The following is an 18,639-nucleotide window of genomic DNA, read 5'->3' as shown; positions in this document are numbered from 1 at the left end:
TTGACACATTGTACTATTCCTTTCTCAACGCCTTGTACAATTCTGCAGCCATAGCATCCTGGACCTTCTGATAAAAGTCAGGGTCATTAAACAACTTTGCAAAAGAATCATTGTTGTCCAAAAAGCACTGTGTCACGATGTCGCGAAATTTATCTGGGAAAAGAGAACGCACGAACATTTCGGTGCTATTGTCCTTGGCATATTTTCTAAACTTTTTGACCTCTGAGTCCTTCATGAACATCTGATAGATGCCTTCGATAATAACTCGGTCGGCATCAGTAAAGTTGCCGCTGAAGCGTTCATTTACCTTGTCAATGATACTTTGGAGAGTATCTTTCTTTTTATTTAGCACCTTTGGAGCGGTACTACCTCCGGGCACAAATGCGGGTGGCTTTTCATTCAGGACAATTGCTCCGCGGAAAGTTTCCGTGAGAGAAGCATACTCCAGCTTAATTTTATCCTCGATGTCAACAAATTCATCACCGCTTGTTTTGGGAAGAAGTTTTATCAAATGCAGCGTATATTGATATTCATTGAACAGATCCCTGTCATGGAGCCGCACCAGCTGGGTAACAAAAGCATACGCTTTGTTGAACTTACGCACATAGTCTCGGAGGGTATAGCGATCATCCTCACTTAAATCCATATATCGAGCGATCACAGGCCGGAACATACCTGCCAGTCTACCAAGCGCGGCAGCATCCTGATTTTTATCCGTCTGAGCTGCCATAAATTTGTTGAAAGTCTCCACATCCTCGAAATTGTAGAGCATAAAGTCCCGAATCTTATTGCGGAGGTCATATACTCGGTTCAAATCAGTGATACCTTCAAGCATTGTGGTCTCATAGTACGGCAGGAAAGCACCTTTGATATCCTCCTCAGTGTTCTCAAAATCCAGGACAAATGTACTGTTCTTTCCAAAAGTAGTACGATTGAGGCGAGAGAGTGTCTGAACCGCGGTCACATCACGCAGTTTCTTATCCACATACATAGTGTGTAGCAGCGGCTCATCAAAGCCGGTCTGATACTTATTTGCGACTACCAAGATATTGTACTGGCTACTATGGAACACCTTACGGAATTTCTTGTCGGTCGTTATGTACTTGCCGTTTTCGTCCAGATTCATAGTAGCCTCAGTGAAAGGTTTCTCGCTTGGATAGTCGTCCAAGGTTACTTCACCGGAGAATGCAATCATCACATCACTGCCTACGCATTGCTCTGCATGGTCAGTGAGATATTTCTTTATGGCAAGATAATATCGGACTGCGTTTGCTCGGCTATCTGCAACGACCATAGCTTTGCCCTTACCGTTAATCTGATAACGGCAGTTTTCCAGGAAATTGGTCATAATCATTTCCGTCTTCTGGGCAATAGTATAGCCATGTTGCTTGTAATACTTGAACAGTGCACGGGATGCCTGTCCCTCAATGAGTTCTGGATTATCCTCAGAGACACGAATCAACTTAAATGCCTCTTTAACTGTAGTATAGTTCGCCAGCACATCCAAAATGTATCCTTCTTCAATGGCTTGGCGCATGGAATACACATGGAACGGAGCCTTTATGAGTTCCCCCTCTGGGGTTGTTCCTACCACAGTACCGAAGGATTCCAATGTTTGTGCCTTAGGAGTGGCTGTGAAGGCAAAGAAGGACTGATTATCGTGTCTGCCCTGACCGATGACTGCATTGATATACTCGTCAGTCAGATCCACTTCTTCCTCTTCAATTCCGGCTTCTTCTGCATATTCTTTGACCGCAACACCGATGTCGATCAGACTGCGGCGCAGGGATTTTGCGCTTTCACCATTCTGCCCCTGGTGGGCCTCATCAATGATGATTGCAAACTTGCGCCCACGGAACTTCTCGATATCCTTCTTTGCAAAAAGAAATTTTTGGATAGTACAGATGATGATTCTCTTTTTATCATTAATCGCTTCCGCAAGACTGCGGGAATTCTTTTTATCGTCAATCGCCTCTACCAAGCCTACCTGATGTTCAAAGCTATTGATGGTATCCTGCAACTGGCTGTCCAGTACCACGCGGTTGGTGACCACAATAACAGAATCGAACAAACCGTTGTTTTCCGCATCATGGATAGAAGCAAGACGATAAGCAATCCACGCAATGGAATTGGATTTGCCGGAGCCTGCGGAGTGCTGGATCAGATAGTTTGTGCCAACGCCGTTTTGCCGCACATCAGCCATAATCTTACGCACCACATCGTATTGATGATAACGAGGAAAAATCATCTTTTCCTTGGTGACTGTTTTGCTGATACCGTTCTTGACCACTTCTTCTTTTTCTTTTACAAAGGAAATGAAACGGTGGATCAGATCCATTAGACTGTCTCGTTGCAGCACTTCTTCCCACAGATAACTGGTGGCATAGCCCTTAGGGTTTGTGGGATTACCCGCACCACCATTTACACCTGCACCGTTGGAGCCCCGGTTGAATGGCAGAAAGTGAGTACTGCTGTCCGTAAGCTGAGTAGTCATCCATACTTCATACAGGTCAACGGCAAAGTAGGCCAGAAAGCGGTGGTTTAAGCGAAACGCAAACTCTTTGGAATTGCGGTCATTCTTATATTGATTAATGGCACAAATGTAATCCTGACCAGTGAGCTGGTTCTTTAATTCCAGCGCCACAATAGGGATGCCGTTAACGGAAAGTACCATATCAATAGTGTTAGTGTTAGCCGTGGAATAGCGGAATTGGCGGGTGCATCCGAGGATATTGGCTTCATATCGCTCGGTAGCAATAGGGTTCAGTTCAGACTCCGGTTTGAAAAAGCAGACTTTCAGTTTGCAGCCCATATCCTCGATGCCGTTTCGCAGTACATACAGCAGACCTTGATTTGAGATGGTAGTCTCCAAACGGTGATACAATTTGTCCTCAGCATTAGTGCCATAATATTTGGTGTACTTGGCCCATTCCTTGGGCTGGGTCTTTGCTATAAATTCACAGAGCACATCCATGTAGATGCACCTGGAAATATCATGCTGTCGAGTATGTACCCAGTTGCCTTCAGTATCTTGCCCACAAAACTGGATATAGCCACCTTCGGGTGAAATAAGGAAGGATTCGATATCTCGCTCAAACCGTTTTTCACTTTTGTCCATAATATACGCCCCTTATATCTTTATGACCCGGCCTGTAAATTTGAGGGCACTCTTTCCGATGGCTTTTAGATTATCCTTATTTTTAACAAAAAGCGCGATAGACGCGGCCAATCCAACCCCACACTTCAGATACTTTGCGCCCTGTTCCATACCCTTGTAATCTTTACTATCCAGTTTCTGCTTTTTAAACTGTTTATCCATTTCCCAACGCCTCCAACAATTTCTCTCCGCTGACCTCAATGGCCATATAATCATAACGCCTTGCCTTCTCAAGGCATGCAACCCGTTCTGTGTCAATATACCTGGCAGGGTGTGAATAGAACATATCTGTCAATGCCTTATGCTGATAGCGTATGGTTTCCACTTTGCTGAAATCGATAGACTGAATAGCATCTTCACTCAATAGAAAAGTTTGTTCTGCTGTCTCCAAATTTCCGCACATGGCATAAGAGGCTGCAAGTAACTTGGTTGCCTGCAAATACAAATCATAATAGTCCTGCATTTCCTGAACCGCTCGGCTTTTTTCTGCCAAATAGCCACTATGGGCAACCTCGCGCATGAATCGGATTAGCCCTGATTTGGGCAGTGGTTCAAATTCGCCAGCGCGGCGTTCAAGAGTCTTTTTAATCTGCGCCTGAGCGATAAGGAGATTCTGTCTGCTGGAGTTGATCTGCCGGTTACGTTCTTCACCTTCTGGCATAGACATTGCCAGGATTAAGCCGTTTTTACCAGCTTCCAGCAGACCGATGCGATCATCCATCTGGCCGTGCTTTATTTGCTCGACCACACGATATGTGCGCTCTACCATTTCGGTTAGCCTTGCCATCTGCTGTTGCATCAGGATATTATGATGACTATTGGCTAATTCTTGTATCGGATTACCTTGAACGATTGCCTGCTCCGCAATAGGAAGAGGTGTCACAACCTGCTTCTTTCCGTTTTCGGCGATCTTCATCAGGCTGGGCCACTTTTTGCCGGTCTTCATGTTTTCCATGATAAACATCTCGCCAGATTCATAGGCTGCTTGGAACTCGGCAGGAATCTGAACCACATACTGTGTTCCAGCTTTGATCTCGGCCAGAATTTCACCCATATTTACGCATTGAATAACTTGGCCCAAAATGGCTTGGAAGTCAAAGCCTTTGCTTTCTTGGGTAATGTATAGGCACTTTCCCTCTTCCGGGACGGGCATCGCATCCTGCGGTATTTCAACTGGCATGCTACCTGCTTTGTCGGGAATCAATTCATCCATTAGGATACCTCCATGAGATATTATTGTGGTCATAATATACCTTGTTTTTTTCGCGCCAGAGTTAACCTTAGGAGCTCTTTGAAGGCATCCTGGAGTTTCTTCGTATTTATCCCCAGGGAGCTTATACAGTTACCTCTTTCTTTCCAGTAACATACTCATAAATCAGAGAACGCTTATACTGTTCCAACTTTTCAATTTTGTCTTGCTTGATGGAAATCAGACGATCCACAGCTGCAAATTTCTTGGCAAAGAAACAGAGTATTTTTTCTTGTTCCTTTAACGGCGGTACAGGGAACCTTATATTCAAGAAATCCTTGGGATAACACCGAAGGCGAGAAACTCTAATGCCAGTCGACAATGAAGCGTATTCTTGAACCAGCATGGGTGCCCTCAAAAGAATGTCTAAATACTCAGGTACATATTCGCTGGATTTTTGTCTATACACATTGTAAGAAGGGCTGATCACCCCACGATATTTAGAAACACCAATCGCTCCAGCCCATAACCACATTGTATTTGCGGCAATATCTCCAATTTCGCATATCTTATATCCTTCTAAAGTGAGGGCCTCAAACATATTTACATTCTTCTGCGATCTCGGAGTAATACCTGTATATTGTGATACGGTCAGTAATTCTTCGCTTCCATCAATGGATCTTGCTTCGGTTTCTTGGAACAGTGCCTTTCCTCTTTTTACTTCCCAATGCGCTGGAATATCCCCAATCCATGCAACACCGCTGTCTTTCATTGGCACCGTTGGGTCAAGTCCCTTCGTGACGACCTCGGCAATCACACTTTGCTTGTATTGCTTCAATTTTTCAATTTGGGCTTCTCCGTTGGCAATGAGATCATTAATTTGACAGCATTTCAAATCAAGGATGGATACAATTTTTTGCTGTTCACTTGTAGGTGGCAGCAAGATTGAAACGCTTTTAAGCATTGTCTGCGTCACACTATAAACCTTGATTCCAAATGCCCTTGCACGGAGTTGGCTTCTCCAACAATCTGAGCGGCAAAGATAGGCCAAATACTTCCTCTCCATGTCAATTGTTGGCCGCACAATAATAGTGTGATATCCTGCAAAAACGCATTCCGAAGTATCAAGGTAGACGGCATTTCCGATTCCCTCATAATCTTCAGAGGTATCTGCAAATAATAAATCGCCATATTTCCCTATTGATGATGGGTTGCTGCTTAAATAGGACGGCGAAACAAAACGAATTAAGTTATCACTAAGATGTGTTCCACTATTCAGCTTGGAGTGGATTTGCCCATAGCTAACAACTGGTATCCCTGTTTCGGACAAATCAGCTTTTGTAATAGACAACCCTTTCCTGTACTCTGCTACCATTTTAAGGGGAATGATAGCCCAGTCCTTTGGGATATTATCAATCCATGCAACACCACTGTCCTTCATTTCACGCATTTCCAAACAACTCCTTCATCAGAATTGTTTCTTCTGCCTCCAGAGCCTTAATCTCCCCGAAAATGGAATCAGAGGATGCTGGTGCCTCAAACTTATAGAACAGGCGGGTAAAGGGTACCTCATAGCCAATTTTATCCTTTGCCGGGTCGATGTAGGCCAGAGGGTTATACGGCAGAACATTCTTTTTCATGTATTCTTCGCTATCTTCGGACAAGGGGATGATTTCCGTATCGGATGCTCCCTTGACTGGTTGTTTCTTGCCTTTCTTCAGGATGGGCTTGCCGTCCTTGTCTGCCTGGGCGGTCTCCACCGTTACCTTTGTGAAACCGAAGAAACTATTTTCAAATACTTTGGACTCTACTACAAGATCGTCTTCTTTATAAATTTCATTTTCAAAACCCTCATAAGCTCTAAGGATAAGATCAATGCAAACATCATCCAGATCAACTCGTTTAGACCCAATGTTCTTGCGGCGCTTCACGAAACATTTGCTGGCGTCGATGAGTTGTACCTTTCCTCTGCGGTACACATCTTTGCCTTTGGTAAGTACCCAAATATAGGTTGTAATTCCAGTATTGTAAAACAGATCGGTTGGCAACTGAATGATAGTATCCACCAGGTCACCTTCAATTACAAACCGGCGGATTTCAGATGCGCCGGAACCCGCATCACCGGTAAATAGAGAAGACCCATTCTGAATGATTGCCATTCTGCCGGAGCCCTCCTTCAGCTTCTTTACTCCATTGAGCAAGAAGAGCATCTGTCCATCGGAGATGGCAGGCAGTCCCGGACCAAACCGGCCGTCATAGCCGCGCTTGGCCTCCGCCTCCACCTGAACTTTTTCACGTTTCCAGTCAATGCCGAACGGAGGATTGGAGATGATATAGTCAAACTCATAACCGCTAAAGGCATCATCGCTCAATGTGTCACCGTACTTCATTCCGGATGCATTGCCGCCCTTGATGAGCATATCCGCCTTTGCAATAGCGTAGGTTTCGGGGTTGAACTCCTGTCCGAAGCAGGTTAGCACGGCCTCCTCGCTAATAGAATGAAGTCGCTCAGTCAGGCACCCCAACATCTGAGATGTGCCCATGGCCATATCATATGCCGTCTTAGTACAGCCCTCCTCCATAATTTGCGTCTTTTCTGGGGCAACCAGGAGCTCCGTCATCAGATAAATAATATCCCGACTGGTAAAGTGGGCTCCGGCTTGCTCATCATAAGATTCAGAAAATTTTCGAATTAGTTCTTCAAAAATGTAGCCCATGTCGGCGGAGGTAATCTTCTCCGGGGACATGTCAGCCTTTGCTGAGTTGAACTCCTGAAGCGTCACGAATAGAACGCCACCTTTGACCATTAGCTTTACAGTATTCGCAAAGTCAAAGTTGTCGATGATATCTTTGATATTGGAGGAAAAGCCCTGCAAATATGCTTCAAAATTGATCTCCACATTATCCGGGTCAGCAATCAACTTTGCAAAATCATAATTGCTGGTATTGTAGAAGTCAAAGCCAGAGATGCGACACAGGATGCCATCACGGGCAGCACCTTCAACATGCTGTGCATCCAGTTTCTCTGCCATTTCTACAACGGAAGCTTTGGTTGGCCTCAGGGCATCATCAAAACGCTTCAGCACCGTCATAGGCAGAATGACCTTACCGTATTCATGGGGTTTAAATAGTCCTACTAAGTGGGTAGCAATTTCCCAAATCAGATTCGCTTTTGCCTGTATATTTGCATTTGTCTGCTGTTGCAGTTTATTCATTGACATATTTTTACCTCCGGGATTGTTTGGAAAAGATACTAATTCCTCATAATAGCAGTCTACAGATTTGTCTGTCCTTAAAAACGGACTTATAGTCAATCGTCATTTTTCTCCTTCACCAGCTCGATAATATCGCAAAAATCACAGTCCAGTGCTTTGCAGATCTTAGTGAGGATCTCCGTGCTGACATGCTCATTCTTGCCCAGTTTGGCAAGAGCAGTGGTAGAAATACCTGTAGCCAGGCGCAGATCCTTCTTTTTCATATTCTTATCAATCAAGAGTTTCCACAGTTTATTGTAGCAAACGGTCATAATAACACCTCATGTGCTGGGTTTATACTTATATGGAATAATTTTAGCAAAGGCGGAGCGCTTTGTCTATTAAAAATCCATTTTTCAGATTTTTGCTTTTATTTTCAGACACTTGTTTCAAATCAAACACAGCTTCTAAATAACTTTTGGAGATACCATGTGCTCTGGGTCAATTCATAAAAATTCTGTAACAACCCGCATTGATGTGCGTCATATAGGCAGAAAGCGAGGTGGTGTGGATGGATTTTGACCAACTGTACAAGGAGCAGTTCCCCGTGGTGTACCGCTATCTGACAGGACTCTGTGGGAACCAAGCGTTGGCAGAAGAATTGACCCAGGAGACCTTCTGTCGTGCCATTGAACACAGTGCCTCCTTTCAAGGAAAATGCAGGCTGTCCGTATGGCTGTGCCAAATCGGAAAGAACTGTTGGCTTTCCTACTTGAGAAAGGCAAAACGGCAGGCCGGAGATGAGGCCCTGGAGCAGATGCCTTCCCCTCAGAATGTAGAAGAGGATCTGCTCATCCAGGAAAACGCTCGCCAGATCCATCAGCGACTCCATGCTCTGCCAGAGCCATATCGGGAAGTATTTACCCTGCGGGTCTTTGCAGAACTACCCTATACTCAGATCGGCGAATTGTTCGGCAAATCTGAAAACTGGGCCAGAGTGACTTATTATCGTGCGAAACAGAAAATCAAGGAGGGATTATAATGAAATGTGATATCATCCGCGACCTGCTGCCCCTGTACTGCGACGGGCTGTGCAGCGAGGCCAGCAAGCAGGAGATCGAAGCCCATGTGGCACAATGCCAGGAATGCCGCGCCTGTTTGGCGGAAATGAAGGAGGATGCTCCCGTCCCCTCGCTCTCTCAGGAGTCGGAAACGGAAGCCCGTGTTCTTCAGGGAGTGAAGAAGAAGTTTTCCCGTGGGCGTCGGCGGGCGGTCCTGATCGCCGTGGCGGTCATGCTGATCTTCTCCATTGTTTTGGCGGGTGCGGCCGATGTTCCGCAGCCGATATCCTATACGGACGGTCTGGTGACGGCAGAGCTTGCGGTGGATGAGGTGATCGACCTCTACTATCACGGCGGAAGCTACGATTCTTTCCACGGCTTCAGCCGGGAGGTGAACGGACGGAATGCTGTTTTCCTCTATTTTGACCGCACCCTTCGCTCAGATGTGATGCCGGATCGTGAGGGACATTTGTGCATCGGCAACGGTCTGCTGACCGACTTTGAGACAGCTACCTATCAGGTGGATCGGCAGGTGGATGCGGTCTACTATTTGGTGGGAGATTATCTGGAACTCCCCGGTCTGGCGCAGGCCGAATTTGAGCAGGCTGTGGCGGATGCGGTCCTTCTGTGGGAACGCTGAACCAAGCCTACAAGCAGAATGCCTGGGCAGCTTTTCGAGGGCTGCCCAGGCTCATTTTATATTTCGTCTTCCCATACACAACGAGCGCCCGTTCTCCTGGTCCGATAGGAGAATGAGCGCTCGTTTTCGTCATTTTGCAGTTCTATTGAGAGCCTCCACGCCAGTTCAAAGCCAGCAATAAAACTGTCGAGGGAGGTCTGTTCTATGATCAAGTTCTGGGCATCAATGATTCGTAGCACCAGCTTGCGTTCCGGCTTTGCCAGCGCCTCGATCAATGCTTTGTGGCACTCCTCCACTTCGTTCTCCTGTTCGTCAAGCTCCGGGCGGACATAAAAGTAATCATACAGCTCTTTGAGCAGTTTGTTTTCCATCGTCATCATCTCCTTGTGACCCAAACATATACCACACCTTCCGCAGAATATCCATCAGAATTTCAGAAGATTATCCAGAATATTTGCCGCTTTCCTAAGATCTTCCGTGGATGCTTCATTGGGCTTGCTTTCGCTTTTGGCGGCAGTATGGGCCAGGTATGGTGCATAGTTCTGCCGCGTCATTGCGATCCTGAAGTGGCCCAGCATCTGAGAAACCTCTTTCGTGTCCATTCCGTTTTTCAGCGACAGGACGGCGCAGGTGTGCCGGAGATCCGCAAACCGGATGTGATCCAGCCCGGCCTCTTGGATGATCTCATTGTGCAGCCGGCGCACCATCTGGGGTGAGTAGGGCTTCTGGGTGGCCGGGTGCATGAACATGAGCGGACTTCTCGAGTGTTTGGCATGTTCCAAGCGCAGGAGCTTAACGACTTCCTCCGTTAGACTGACGGTTCTGGTATCATTTCCGTATTCCACCAGCTCCCGCCGTTCCACTGAGCGTTTCTCGGTGATAGTCAGCGTCCGCGCTTTTACATCCAGGTCGCTCCATTTTAGGGCAATCAGTTCGCCTTGCCGAAGTCCCACCGTCAGCGCCAGCAAGAACATGGGGAGGTGGCCCAACCGCTCCGCTGCGTCCAGATAGTCCTCCACTTCTGCGGGCGTCAGCACATTGGCGCTGACCTTCTTGGGCTTTGGGTGGTGAAATGCTCGGGCGGGGTTGTCCGCTATCAGCCCATCTCGGATCGCCTGATCCAGACATTGCTGGAGCAGCCGGTGGATGTGCCGCATGGTATGCTCCCCCAGCCCTGGGTATTCAGGGCTTTCCGGACGGTGACCGCCAAAGCGTTTTCGCTCCTCCAGGAAATCTCCGACTTGCTCTACAGTCAATTCAGAGAGCTGGATCTCCCCAAGTCCGGGGAGAATGTGGTTCTTGAAGAGGTAGCCATGAGCTGCGTATGTGGTCGGACGGCTCTGGTTCTTGTCGTAGACCTCCTGCCAGCGGAGAATATAGTCTTTCAGCGTCATATCCCCACCTCCATGCACTGACGCTGCAGGTTCCGGAAGGCCACCCACGGAAGCCCTGCTTGTTTTAGAATCCGCTTGTGCAGATAGTAAAACTCGTGGAGCTGGTACGGCGCTCCGGTCTTGGGGTTGAGAAACACATGGCGGCCGGTTTCCGGTATCCGTTCCAGAAGATGCTCCGCCCTGCTGTTGAGGGTCAGCAGGCGCTGTCCCTTGAGTATGTACCGGCAGCGGACATGAAAATCGGCCCACGACAAGGTGATGAGTTCACATTGTCGCAGGCCGCTGGATAGTCCTGTGTAGATGAGAGGGAGTGCGCCCAGTTGTTCCGCTGCGTTCAGGTACCGCTGGAGCTGCCCCAGGCGCAAGGGAGCAGTTTTATACGCTTCTGCTTGTGGCTCCTGACAAAGCCGCACCGGGTTGTAGGGGATACGCTGGTCGCGGGCCGCTTCGTCCATGCAGCGCCGCAGGAGCAGATGGACGCACCAGACGCTTCTTGTGCTCAGTCCCTGGTTCCGCAGGCTATCATAGAAACTGGTGACGGTGCCTTCTGATAGCTCCGCCAGCCGGATATCCCCGATTCCGGGGAGGATGTGGCGGTAGATCAGGTTGCGGTATCCGCCCACAGTGCTGCCGCTCCATCTGACCTGATTCTCGTAAAACCAGCGGTCGCACCACCGGCCTACCGTGAGGTTAGTTTCTTTCTGCATATCGTCGCCTCCTTTTGGCAAACGAACAATACCACAGAAAGAGAGAAATAGCCACTACTTTATTGCCCCGTGTATGCCTTTGTTGTCTTTTGCGCGGCGGCATGGTAAAATGAGTTAACTTTACTGGCTGCTTGCAAAGAGTGCTTTATTCTTTGTTTATGCGGCGCAGTTTCTGCGCCTCTGCTCTGAGGTGATTGGCCTGTCATCGCCCCTCAAATCTGGCGGAACATCTTTTAATACACAGAATCTAATCCCACACAAATCCCAAAAGACGAAAGGGTTTCTTGAAACAAGCAGGGCAAAAGAGTGTTAAAGAGGAACTGCCCAAGCAGAGGAAAGGGCCAAAGAGGGCGGTAGAGTACCAGCTGAAGGTTCAGACACACATTTGGGAGCAAGATGCCGGGAGTTCGAGTCTCCCCACTCGGACCAAAACCCTCTGAAATCGTCTGATTTCAGAGGGTTTTTCTTGTAAAAGAAAACCACCGGCAATGCCGGTGGTTCCAAAAAGCTTTAGCTATGCGAAAAAAGCATCCTCCTTTGGTAGAATAGTGGAGGTCTGCCAACCGCCAGAAAGAACCAAAGGAGGAATCAAGTCCAGATGAAACTTGATGTATCGAGTTTAGCACACACGAAGTGGGAATGCAAATATCATATTGTATTTGCTCCGAAATACCGTAGACAGGTGATATATGGAAAGATCAAACAGGATATAGGGCAAATGCTGAGGAAATTGTGTGAGTACAAGGGGATAGAAATAATAGAGGCAGAAGCATGCAAAGATCATATTCACATGTTGGTAAGTATCCCACCCAAGTACAGTGTTTCACAGATTATGGGGTACTTAAAAGGGAAAAGTAGTCTGATGATCTATGAAAAGTATGCGAACATGAAATATGAATATGGAAACCGACATTTCTGGTGTAGGGGGTATTATGTGAGTACAGTTGGACGAAATCGGCGTGCAATAGAACAATATATCAGGAATCAATTACAAGAGGATTATACGGACGACCAAATGAGTATCAAAGAATACATTGACCCGTTTACGGGTCAGCCAGTGAAAGAAGGCAAATAAAATAAGCCCCTTCAGGGGCATGCCCGGGAAATCCGCGCGATTGGCAGACGATTCGACGAGCCTATAGGCTCTGCCCAGGACAAGCCCCAAGGGGGCTTGTGCAAACCACCGGCACGGCCGGTGGTTATGATTACCATTTGTTTGTTGGAAAGAAGCTCATCCGCAAATCTCTCTCGACCAAACTGAAAAATACTGGTATAATGCAGACAATAATAAAGTTTCGGAGTTCGATCAGTGTGAAAAGCTGCTTTTTGTGTGTCACGGCAGGATTTATCGGGCATGATAAAAAGTCTCATATCGTCTCATAAACCCCGTTTTTAAGCGTTTTTTGTTTTAATCTCAAATTTACCGAAGATTTACCAATATTTCTGGAGAGTCAGACTTACGGATCTAATACCAGAATAAGGAGATCAATACTATGACTGAGATGAAGAAACTCATTTATGATGGGAGCAATGGCCTTTGGTATGAACGCATTGGCGATTATTATATTCCGGTTTTTACCTTGTTCTCCGAGGAACAGCGCCCCATTGGTAAATGGGAACGGATGCACCGGGATTACCCCAAAAAACATCGCCCAATCCCCTTTAATGACCTAATCCTGAGTGGTCAACTCTGGACATATCTGGCTGATCTGAACGAGCAGGCACAGGAGCGTTTGCCCCTGGTTATTGAGCAGATGAAGAAAGTTGAGGACGTGACCGAGGAAATCATCCTCCGAGAAATAATCTACGGGGAGGATGTAGCATGAGACTACTGGAGGAATTTTGGTACGGCAACATTGAGCCTACAGAGGACGACACTTCTTCTAAGGAGTACAAGAAACTGCAGGAGCAGATCTGCAGGAATGAAGAAAAGCTCAAAGCTACCATGACTGACGAGCAGAAAGAGGTGTTTGAGAAATACACAAATTGCGTGCGAGAGCATCAAACCATCACAGATTGCCTGATCTTCCAGAACAGCTTTAGGCTGGGTGCCAGGATGATGGTTGAAGTTATGGCATAATAACCGGAGTTAAAATAAGGCAGGACACGCTTAATAAAAGCCAGGGTATATAAGGCAGAAAAGAAACCGGATTTTATTTAAATATGAGATCCGGTTTCCTTGGTAATATAAGCAATACATGGTATAATTTATATATTCAGAAGAACTTTCGAGGTGGAATATTATGAAATTTGATGCGGTAACAATAAAAAATTTCAGAAATTTTGAAGATATAACAATTGATCTAACGAACAAAAATGTTCTTTTTGGAATGAATGATGTTGGAAAGACCAACTTCCTGTATGCATTGAGGTTTTTGTTTGATAAAGATATCAGAAGACAAAATTTCACTGATACAGATTATTACAAAAAGAACACCAATACGCCAATAGAAATCCTTATCTCAATAGATATCGGAGACACCGAAGATGGCGATAGCCAGAAGCTTCGTGCTAAATTGAAGGGCGCTATCCTTTCAGGACAAGACAAGGTCTATATTAAGGTAAAAGCTACTTATGACGAGAAAGAAATGGTTGGCATACCTGTTTTGTATTGGGGCGGAGATGCCGAAGACCTTGAAGAAATGAAGGTTCATGGAACATTCTTCGAAATTGACTATGTTTTCAATGTATTCTACATTGACGCATATGTTAATCTCTATACTCTGTTTAAGAAAAATGCTAATACATTGCTCGTAAATGACAAAGAGCAGGACAAAGAAATTTTAGAGAACATACAGAAAGCCTGTGATGATTTAAATACCCAGATCTCTGGTCTGTCTGGTATTAAAGCATTTGAGGAGAGAATTGCGCCTGAATACAAAAAATACAGACACGAAGATGTCTCTGTATCTGTCAAATCAGAAATTGCAGTGAAGGGCTTATACTCTAATATTGTGCCTTACATTAAGCAGGATTCCGATAATTCGCTATACCCAACTTCTGGTGAAGGACGAAAAAAGTTACTGGTATATGCTATTTTTGACTTGTTGTCGAAAGAGGAGGAAGAAAAGAAGATCAATCTTTTCCTGATTGAAGAGCCGGAAAATCATTTGCATAGATCTATGCAAATTGCATTGTCACATATTCTCTTCCAGGATGAAAAATATCAGTATTTGTTTATGACGACCCATTCCCCTTACGTGTTGGCAGAGATGGATCGTGTAAATCTAATTCGTATATATAATGCTGATAAGATTATAAGCAAAAGTGCGCTCTATAATGTACCAGCAGAGTTTAAGACCCAGAGAAAAATGCTGAATCGTGGATTAGTAGAAGCGGTGTTCGCAGATAAGGTATTACTTGTTGAAGGGCCTTCTGAAAATGTATTGTTTGGTAAGGTCCTGTCAGAACTAAACCCGTTTTTTGAAGCAGACGGTATTTATATACTTTCGGTTTGTGGCTTTGGATTTAGACCATATTTTGAAATATTAGATGCATTAGAGATTGATAACATTATCAAGACCGACAATGATTTAAGAAAAATCAAGGGCAAGGAAAAATATAGTGTACTGGGGTTCTCCAGACTGAACAACTATATCGGTGAAGATCTTCTTCCTACGGAACCTATTGACGAAAGCGGCGTGGAAGCTAAACGAAAGCTATATGACAGCAACAGAGAAACTCTGGATCAAATTAGAAAAGAACATGCGCTATATTTGTCGAGATGTAGTTTGGAAGAAGATTTGGATGAAGTTCTTCATGATAAAATGGTTGAATATCTTCCTCAAGCAGGTGGAGATGTAATTGGATATTTACAAGATGCCAAGAATAATCACATGGTGGAACTTGTTGAAAAGCTTACTCCAGAGGACTGTACCCGCATTTTTGAACACTATAACTTCGCTTGTTTAAAGGAGGTAATACCGTAATGCTATCTCCTATACAAAAAGAAATCGTAGAGTTACCGGGAAATCTAATAGTAAGAGCGAGTGCCGGTACCGGAAAAACTCATACTATGGTATCTAAAATTGAATATGATATAGCTCATTGTCACACGCATAAAGCAGTTGCTGCAATTACATTTACAATTAAGGCGGCTGCTGAAATCAAAGATCGATTAACTATCGATACAAGCAATCATTTCATTGGAACGAATAATAGTTTTGCAATCGAAGAAATCATTAAGCCTTTCATGAAAGATGTGTTTGGAAGAGCTTATAAGTTGGATATGAGTACAGATTATTCTGTAAAGGTAAAAACGTTTGCAGAAGGATTGACAAAAATAAAGGATGAACAAATCCTTTGCTCATATGCAAATAGCAAGGAGAACTTCATATTCCAACTTGCATTAGAGATTCTACAGAAATCAAAGGCATGTCAATTGTATTTAAAGGCGAAGTATTTCAAAATCTATGTAGATGAATATCAAGACTGCGATAAGGATATGCATGCATTGTTTATGTACATCTGTGAAATTCTAAACATAGATACTTTTGTAGTAGGCGATGAAAAGCAATCAATCTATATGTGGCGAGGAGCATATCCGAAAGCTTTTATGAGTATTTGGGACAGGGAAGATTTTTCAAAAAAATTTATGAGAGATAATTTCCGTTCCTGTCAACAGATACAGAATTATTCGAATCTGCTCTGTGATGAAACGAGGGATCTCTATAAAACTGTCGATGATCTATCTCCCGTAATTGTGATATGCACGACAATGTCGAATTGGGTTGCTTCCGTAACACAACATTTGGACCCCAATAAGAAATGTGCATTGTTGCGATATAGCAAAGCTAACGCAGAAGCGGGCGCTAAGGCATTAAGCGATGGAGACATGGAGTTTAACTACATTCCACAGACACCTATCTCAGAAATCACTACAGACGCAGCATGGATTTACAATGCGATTGCCAAGTATTTTATTCTTCCAAAGTATTCAGCTTATGATTTTAGAGATGACATACCTAATGAGGTGGTTGGAAATAAGAAAATTTTGAATTACATAAAAAAATCTCTTAGCCTTTTGGATGAGTGCATAAAGCAAGAGGATACATCTGCTTTCGTAAAACAGGTTGAATTGATTGCAGATTATTTGGGTTACGATACCAAAGAAGAACATTGCAAAAAAGTATATGAAACAATTTGTGACCCTAAGTTTCATCCTGCGTTCAATATGGACGAATTGAAGCGAATTGCGATTACCTTTCATTCTTCGAAAGGGTTGGAGTTTGAACAAGTAGTTTTATTTGTATCTGACTATAGGCTGGCGAGTGAAGAAGATGTTTATAACCATTATGTTGCTGCTACACGAGCTAAAGCAAAACTGATTTTGGTATATATCAATGGTGATTGGAGTGCCAGTCAATTTGCAAAGAATATAAATAATATATTGGGGAAGTCTGGCTTAAAAATGAAGGATATAGCAACTGTAATCAACTGTTTAGATTGCTTGAACAATTGAATATGTCGTGAGGGAAGCGTCTTTACTTCTTTCTGTAAGGGGTACAGAAAATTAGTGGCACTAAAGTTCAAAGCCTCCATGATGGATGAACAGAAATACGGTTTGAGAAGTACAGGGATTGCCTGATCTTCCAGAACAGCTTTAGGTTGGGTGACAGGATGATGTCGGAAGTCATGGAAGAATGACAAAATATATTTTTGAATAGGTAAAAGCCATGCCGCCCGTGGGAGAATCCTACGGGCGGCTTTGTAAGCGTCAAAGCTAACGGCGACTTACGTTAAATGAATTATGTGAAAGAATAGCTGGTGTCGGACTGTTCCAGGATAATGTACAATAAATTGCGCAAATTGAAAAAAGGATAAAAAATAGACATGGTTTGCAGAGCTCTGGTAGAATGAAGTCACGACACACCATTCTGAAAGGAGACTGTAAACCATGTCCGAAAAGATTGTACAGCTAAACGAGGAAGTAATCAAGGGTCAGCTTAAGGAATTGGTCCGGGGCAGCGTGGAAGAAACGCTGAACGAACTGCTGGAGCAGGAGGCTGAGAAGCTGACCCAGGCTGCCCGCTACGAACGTAATGAGGCCCGCCAGGGCTACCGCAGCGGCCACTATGACCGAAACCTTACCACCACCTCGGGAGATGTCACGCTCCATGTGCCGCGCCTTAAGGGCGTCTCTTTTGAAACGGCCATCATTGAGCGGTATCGCCGCCGGGAGAGCAGCGTGGAGGAAGCGCTCATCGAGATGTACCTTGCCGGCGTCTCCGTGCGCCGTGTGGAGGACATTACTGAGGCCCTGTGGGGCAGCAAAGTATCTCCAGCCACCATTAGTGAACTGAACAAGAAGGCGTATGTCCACATTGAAGATTGGCGCAACCGCCCCTTACAGGGCGGCAAATACCCCTATGTCTATGTGGACGGTATCTACCTGCGGCGAAACTGGGGCGGAGAGTACGAAAATGTTGCGATTCTGGTGGCAATTGCGGTGAATGAGGACGGATACAGTGAGGTCCTGGGTGCTGCCGAAGGCATGAAAGAGGATAAGGCCAGCTGGGTGAATTTCTTCCAGTGGCTCAAAGGCCGTGGACTGGACGGCGTAAAGCTCATTGTTGGCGATAAGTGTCTGGGGATGCTGGAAGCCGTAGGAGAAGTGTTTCCTGATGCCAAATACCAGCGCTGTACAGTGCATTGTTACCGCAATGTATTTTCCGTCGTTCCTCGATCCAAGGTAAAGCTGGTGGCTAAGATGCTCAAGGCAATCCATGCTCAGGAGAACAAAAAAGCCTCCCGCGAGAAAGCCAAAGCTGTGGTTGCAGAACTGAGAGCGATGAAGCTGAAGGAGGCCGCCAAGAAGGTGGAGGACAGTGTTGAGGAAACGCTGACCTACTGTGATTTTCCCTATGAACACTGGACCCGGATCCGTACCAACAACGTGATTGAACGACTGAACCGGGAGATCCGCCGAAGGACTCGGGTGGTGGGAACCTTCCCGGACGGCAACTCTGCCCTCATGCTGGTCTGTGCCCGCCTGCGCCATGTAGCCGGCACTCAGTGGGGCAACAAGAAGTACATGAATATGAAGCACTTAGAGGCGGCTCTGGAAGACGTCTCTATTGCCGGCTGACTTCATTCAGCCAGAGTCTGCAAACGAATTTGCGCATAACTCTTGACAGTACCTGTTCCAGCTGGGACAATTCCTGTAGCGTGTATCCGGTGAGCCATGAAGTCACCTGATCCATTTCCTCCCAGGTGCGACCCTTCCGCTCCGCTTTCGCCACCAGCAGTGAATATAGCTTGGCGAAGGGCATTATCGTTACATCTGCTTTCAGCATAG

The 18,639-nt window shown here is 45.5% G+C and carries 18 protein-coding genes; 8 read left to right on the top strand and 10 right to left on the bottom strand.

Annotated elements, in window-relative coordinates; all coding sequences use genetic code 11:
• Nucleotides 1-13 precede the first annotated feature (13 nt).
• From B5F19_RS02370 to B5F19_RS02345, 6 genes are all read right to left on the bottom strand, one after another.
• Nucleotides 14-3,118, bottom strand: a complete 3,105-nt coding sequence (locus tag B5F19_RS02370; RefSeq protein WP_087287467.1) for a DEAD/DEAH box helicase family protein — start codon at nucleotides 3,116-3,118, stop codon at nucleotides 14-16.
• Between the two features lie 12 nt (nucleotides 3,119-3,130).
• Nucleotides 3,131-3,319: a hypothetical protein gene (locus B5F19_RS02365; RefSeq protein ID WP_087287464.1), complete on the bottom strand. Its 189-nt coding sequence runs from the start codon at nucleotides 3,317-3,319 to the stop codon at nucleotides 3,131-3,133.
• The gene (locus tag B5F19_RS02360) at nucleotides 3,312-4,370 is read right to left on the bottom strand and encodes a hypothetical protein (RefSeq protein WP_087287460.1); all 1,059 of its coding nucleotides are present in this window, start codon (nucleotides 4,368-4,370) and stop codon (nucleotides 3,312-3,314) included. Before B5F19_RS02360 ends, B5F19_RS02365 begins: the two co-directional genes overlap by 8 nt.
• A gap of 121 nt (nucleotides 4,371-4,491) precedes the next feature.
• Nucleotides 4,492-5,796, bottom strand: coding sequence for a restriction endonuclease subunit S (locus tag B5F19_RS02355; RefSeq protein ID WP_087287457.1), 1,305 nt, complete (start codon nucleotides 5,794-5,796; stop codon nucleotides 4,492-4,494).
• The gene (locus tag B5F19_RS02350) at nucleotides 5,789-7,567 is read right to left on the bottom strand and encodes a class I SAM-dependent DNA methyltransferase (protein ID WP_087287454.1); all 1,779 of its coding nucleotides are present in this window, start codon (nucleotides 7,565-7,567) and stop codon (nucleotides 5,789-5,791) included. The genes B5F19_RS02355 and B5F19_RS02350 overlap by 8 nt, the downstream gene beginning before the upstream one ends.
• Nucleotides 7,568-7,656: 89 nt before the next feature.
• Nucleotides 7,657-7,872 carry a helix-turn-helix transcriptional regulator gene (locus B5F19_RS02345; protein WP_087287451.1) on the bottom strand — a complete coding sequence of 72 codons (216 nt, stop codon included), beginning with the start codon at nucleotides 7,870-7,872 and terminating at the stop codon, nucleotides 7,657-7,659.
• Nucleotides 7,873-8,111: 239 nt separating this feature from the next.
• Here B5F19_RS02345 and B5F19_RS02340 point away from each other — a divergent pair, with 239 nt between their 5' ends.
• Together B5F19_RS02340 and B5F19_RS02335 are read left to right on the top strand one after the other, a co-directional pair.
• The gene (locus tag B5F19_RS02340; protein WP_087287448.1) at nucleotides 8,112-8,582 is read left to right on the top strand and encodes a sigma-70 family RNA polymerase sigma factor; all 471 of its coding nucleotides are present in this window, start codon (nucleotides 8,112-8,114) and stop codon (nucleotides 8,580-8,582) included.
• Nucleotides 8,582-9,241, top strand: coding sequence for a zf-HC2 domain-containing protein (locus B5F19_RS02335; protein WP_207740556.1), 660 nt, complete (start codon nucleotides 8,582-8,584; stop codon nucleotides 9,239-9,241). The genes B5F19_RS02340 and B5F19_RS02335 overlap by 1 nt, the downstream gene beginning before the upstream one ends.
• A 56-nt stretch (nucleotides 9,242-9,297) precedes the next feature.
• Here B5F19_RS02335 and B5F19_RS02330 read toward each other — a convergent pair whose 3' ends face one another.
• The 3 genes from B5F19_RS02330 to B5F19_RS02320 are packed head-to-tail and all read right to left on the bottom strand — an operon-like array spanning nucleotide 9,298 to nucleotide 11,342.
• Entirely contained in the window at nucleotides 9,298-9,612 is a 315-nt protein-coding gene (locus B5F19_RS02330; RefSeq protein ID WP_242823752.1) for a DUF6809 family protein, read from the bottom strand.
• A gap of 54 nt (nucleotides 9,613-9,666) precedes the next feature.
• A complete protein-coding gene (locus B5F19_RS02325) occupies nucleotides 9,667-10,635 on the bottom strand; it encodes a site-specific integrase (protein WP_006574959.1) in 969 nt (322 codons plus the stop codon).
• Nucleotides 10,632-11,342, bottom strand: a complete 711-nt coding sequence (locus B5F19_RS02320) for an integrase (protein WP_087287444.1) — start codon at nucleotides 11,340-11,342, stop codon at nucleotides 10,632-10,634. Before B5F19_RS02320 ends, B5F19_RS02325 begins: the two co-directional genes overlap by 4 nt.
• A 598-nt stretch (nucleotides 11,343-11,940) precedes the next feature.
• Here B5F19_RS02320 and tnpA point away from each other — a divergent pair.
• The 6 genes from tnpA to B5F19_RS02290 all read left to right on the top strand — a co-directional run bounded on the left by tnpA (nucleotide 11,941) and on the right by B5F19_RS02290 (nucleotide 18,429).
• Nucleotides 11,941-12,417 carry an IS200/IS605 family transposase gene (tnpA, locus tag B5F19_RS02315; protein WP_087287441.1) on the top strand — a complete coding sequence of 159 codons (477 nt, stop codon included), beginning with the start codon at nucleotides 11,941-11,943 and terminating at the stop codon, nucleotides 12,415-12,417.
• A 418-nt stretch (nucleotides 12,418-12,835) separates the two neighbouring features.
• A complete protein-coding gene (locus B5F19_RS02310; RefSeq protein WP_087287438.1) occupies nucleotides 12,836-13,168 on the top strand; it encodes a TnpV protein in 333 nt (110 codons plus the stop codon).
• A complete protein-coding gene (locus B5F19_RS02305; protein ID WP_087287435.1) occupies nucleotides 13,165-13,422 on the top strand; it encodes a DUF6809 family protein in 258 nt (85 codons plus the stop codon). Before B5F19_RS02310 ends, B5F19_RS02305 begins: the two co-directional genes overlap by 4 nt.
• Nucleotides 13,423-13,585: 163 nt before the next feature.
• Entirely contained in the window at nucleotides 13,586-15,271 is a 1,686-nt protein-coding gene (locus tag B5F19_RS02300; RefSeq protein ID WP_087287431.1) for an AAA family ATPase, read from the top strand.
• Nucleotides 15,271-16,803 carry an ATP-dependent helicase gene (locus B5F19_RS02295; protein WP_087287429.1) on the top strand — a complete coding sequence of 511 codons (1,533 nt, stop codon included), beginning with the start codon at nucleotides 15,271-15,273 and terminating at the stop codon, nucleotides 16,801-16,803. The genes B5F19_RS02300 and B5F19_RS02295 overlap by 1 nt, the downstream gene beginning before the upstream one ends.
• A 435-nt stretch (nucleotides 16,804-17,238) precedes the next feature.
• Nucleotides 17,239-18,429 (top strand): IS256 family transposase, encoded by a 1,191-nt coding sequence (locus B5F19_RS02290; protein WP_087287426.1) that lies wholly within the window; start codon nucleotides 17,239-17,241, stop codon nucleotides 18,427-18,429.
• On the opposite strand, the gene B5F19_RS02285 is transcribed toward B5F19_RS02290, so the two are convergent.
• Nucleotides 18,416-18,637 carry a DUF2200 family protein gene (locus tag B5F19_RS02285; protein ID WP_087287422.1) on the bottom strand — a complete coding sequence of 74 codons (222 nt, stop codon included), beginning with the start codon at nucleotides 18,635-18,637 and terminating at the stop codon, nucleotides 18,416-18,418. The genes B5F19_RS02290 and B5F19_RS02285 overlap by 14 nt on opposite strands.
• Nucleotides 18,638-18,639: the final 2 nt, after the last annotated feature.

The sequence above is a fragment of the Pseudoflavonifractor sp. An184 genome (assembly GCF_002160305.1).
Taxonomy (GTDB): Bacteria; Bacillota; Clostridia; order Oscillospirales; family Oscillospiraceae; genus Lawsonibacter; species Lawsonibacter pullicola.
This window is presented reverse-complemented; position numbering and strand designations above follow the sequence as displayed.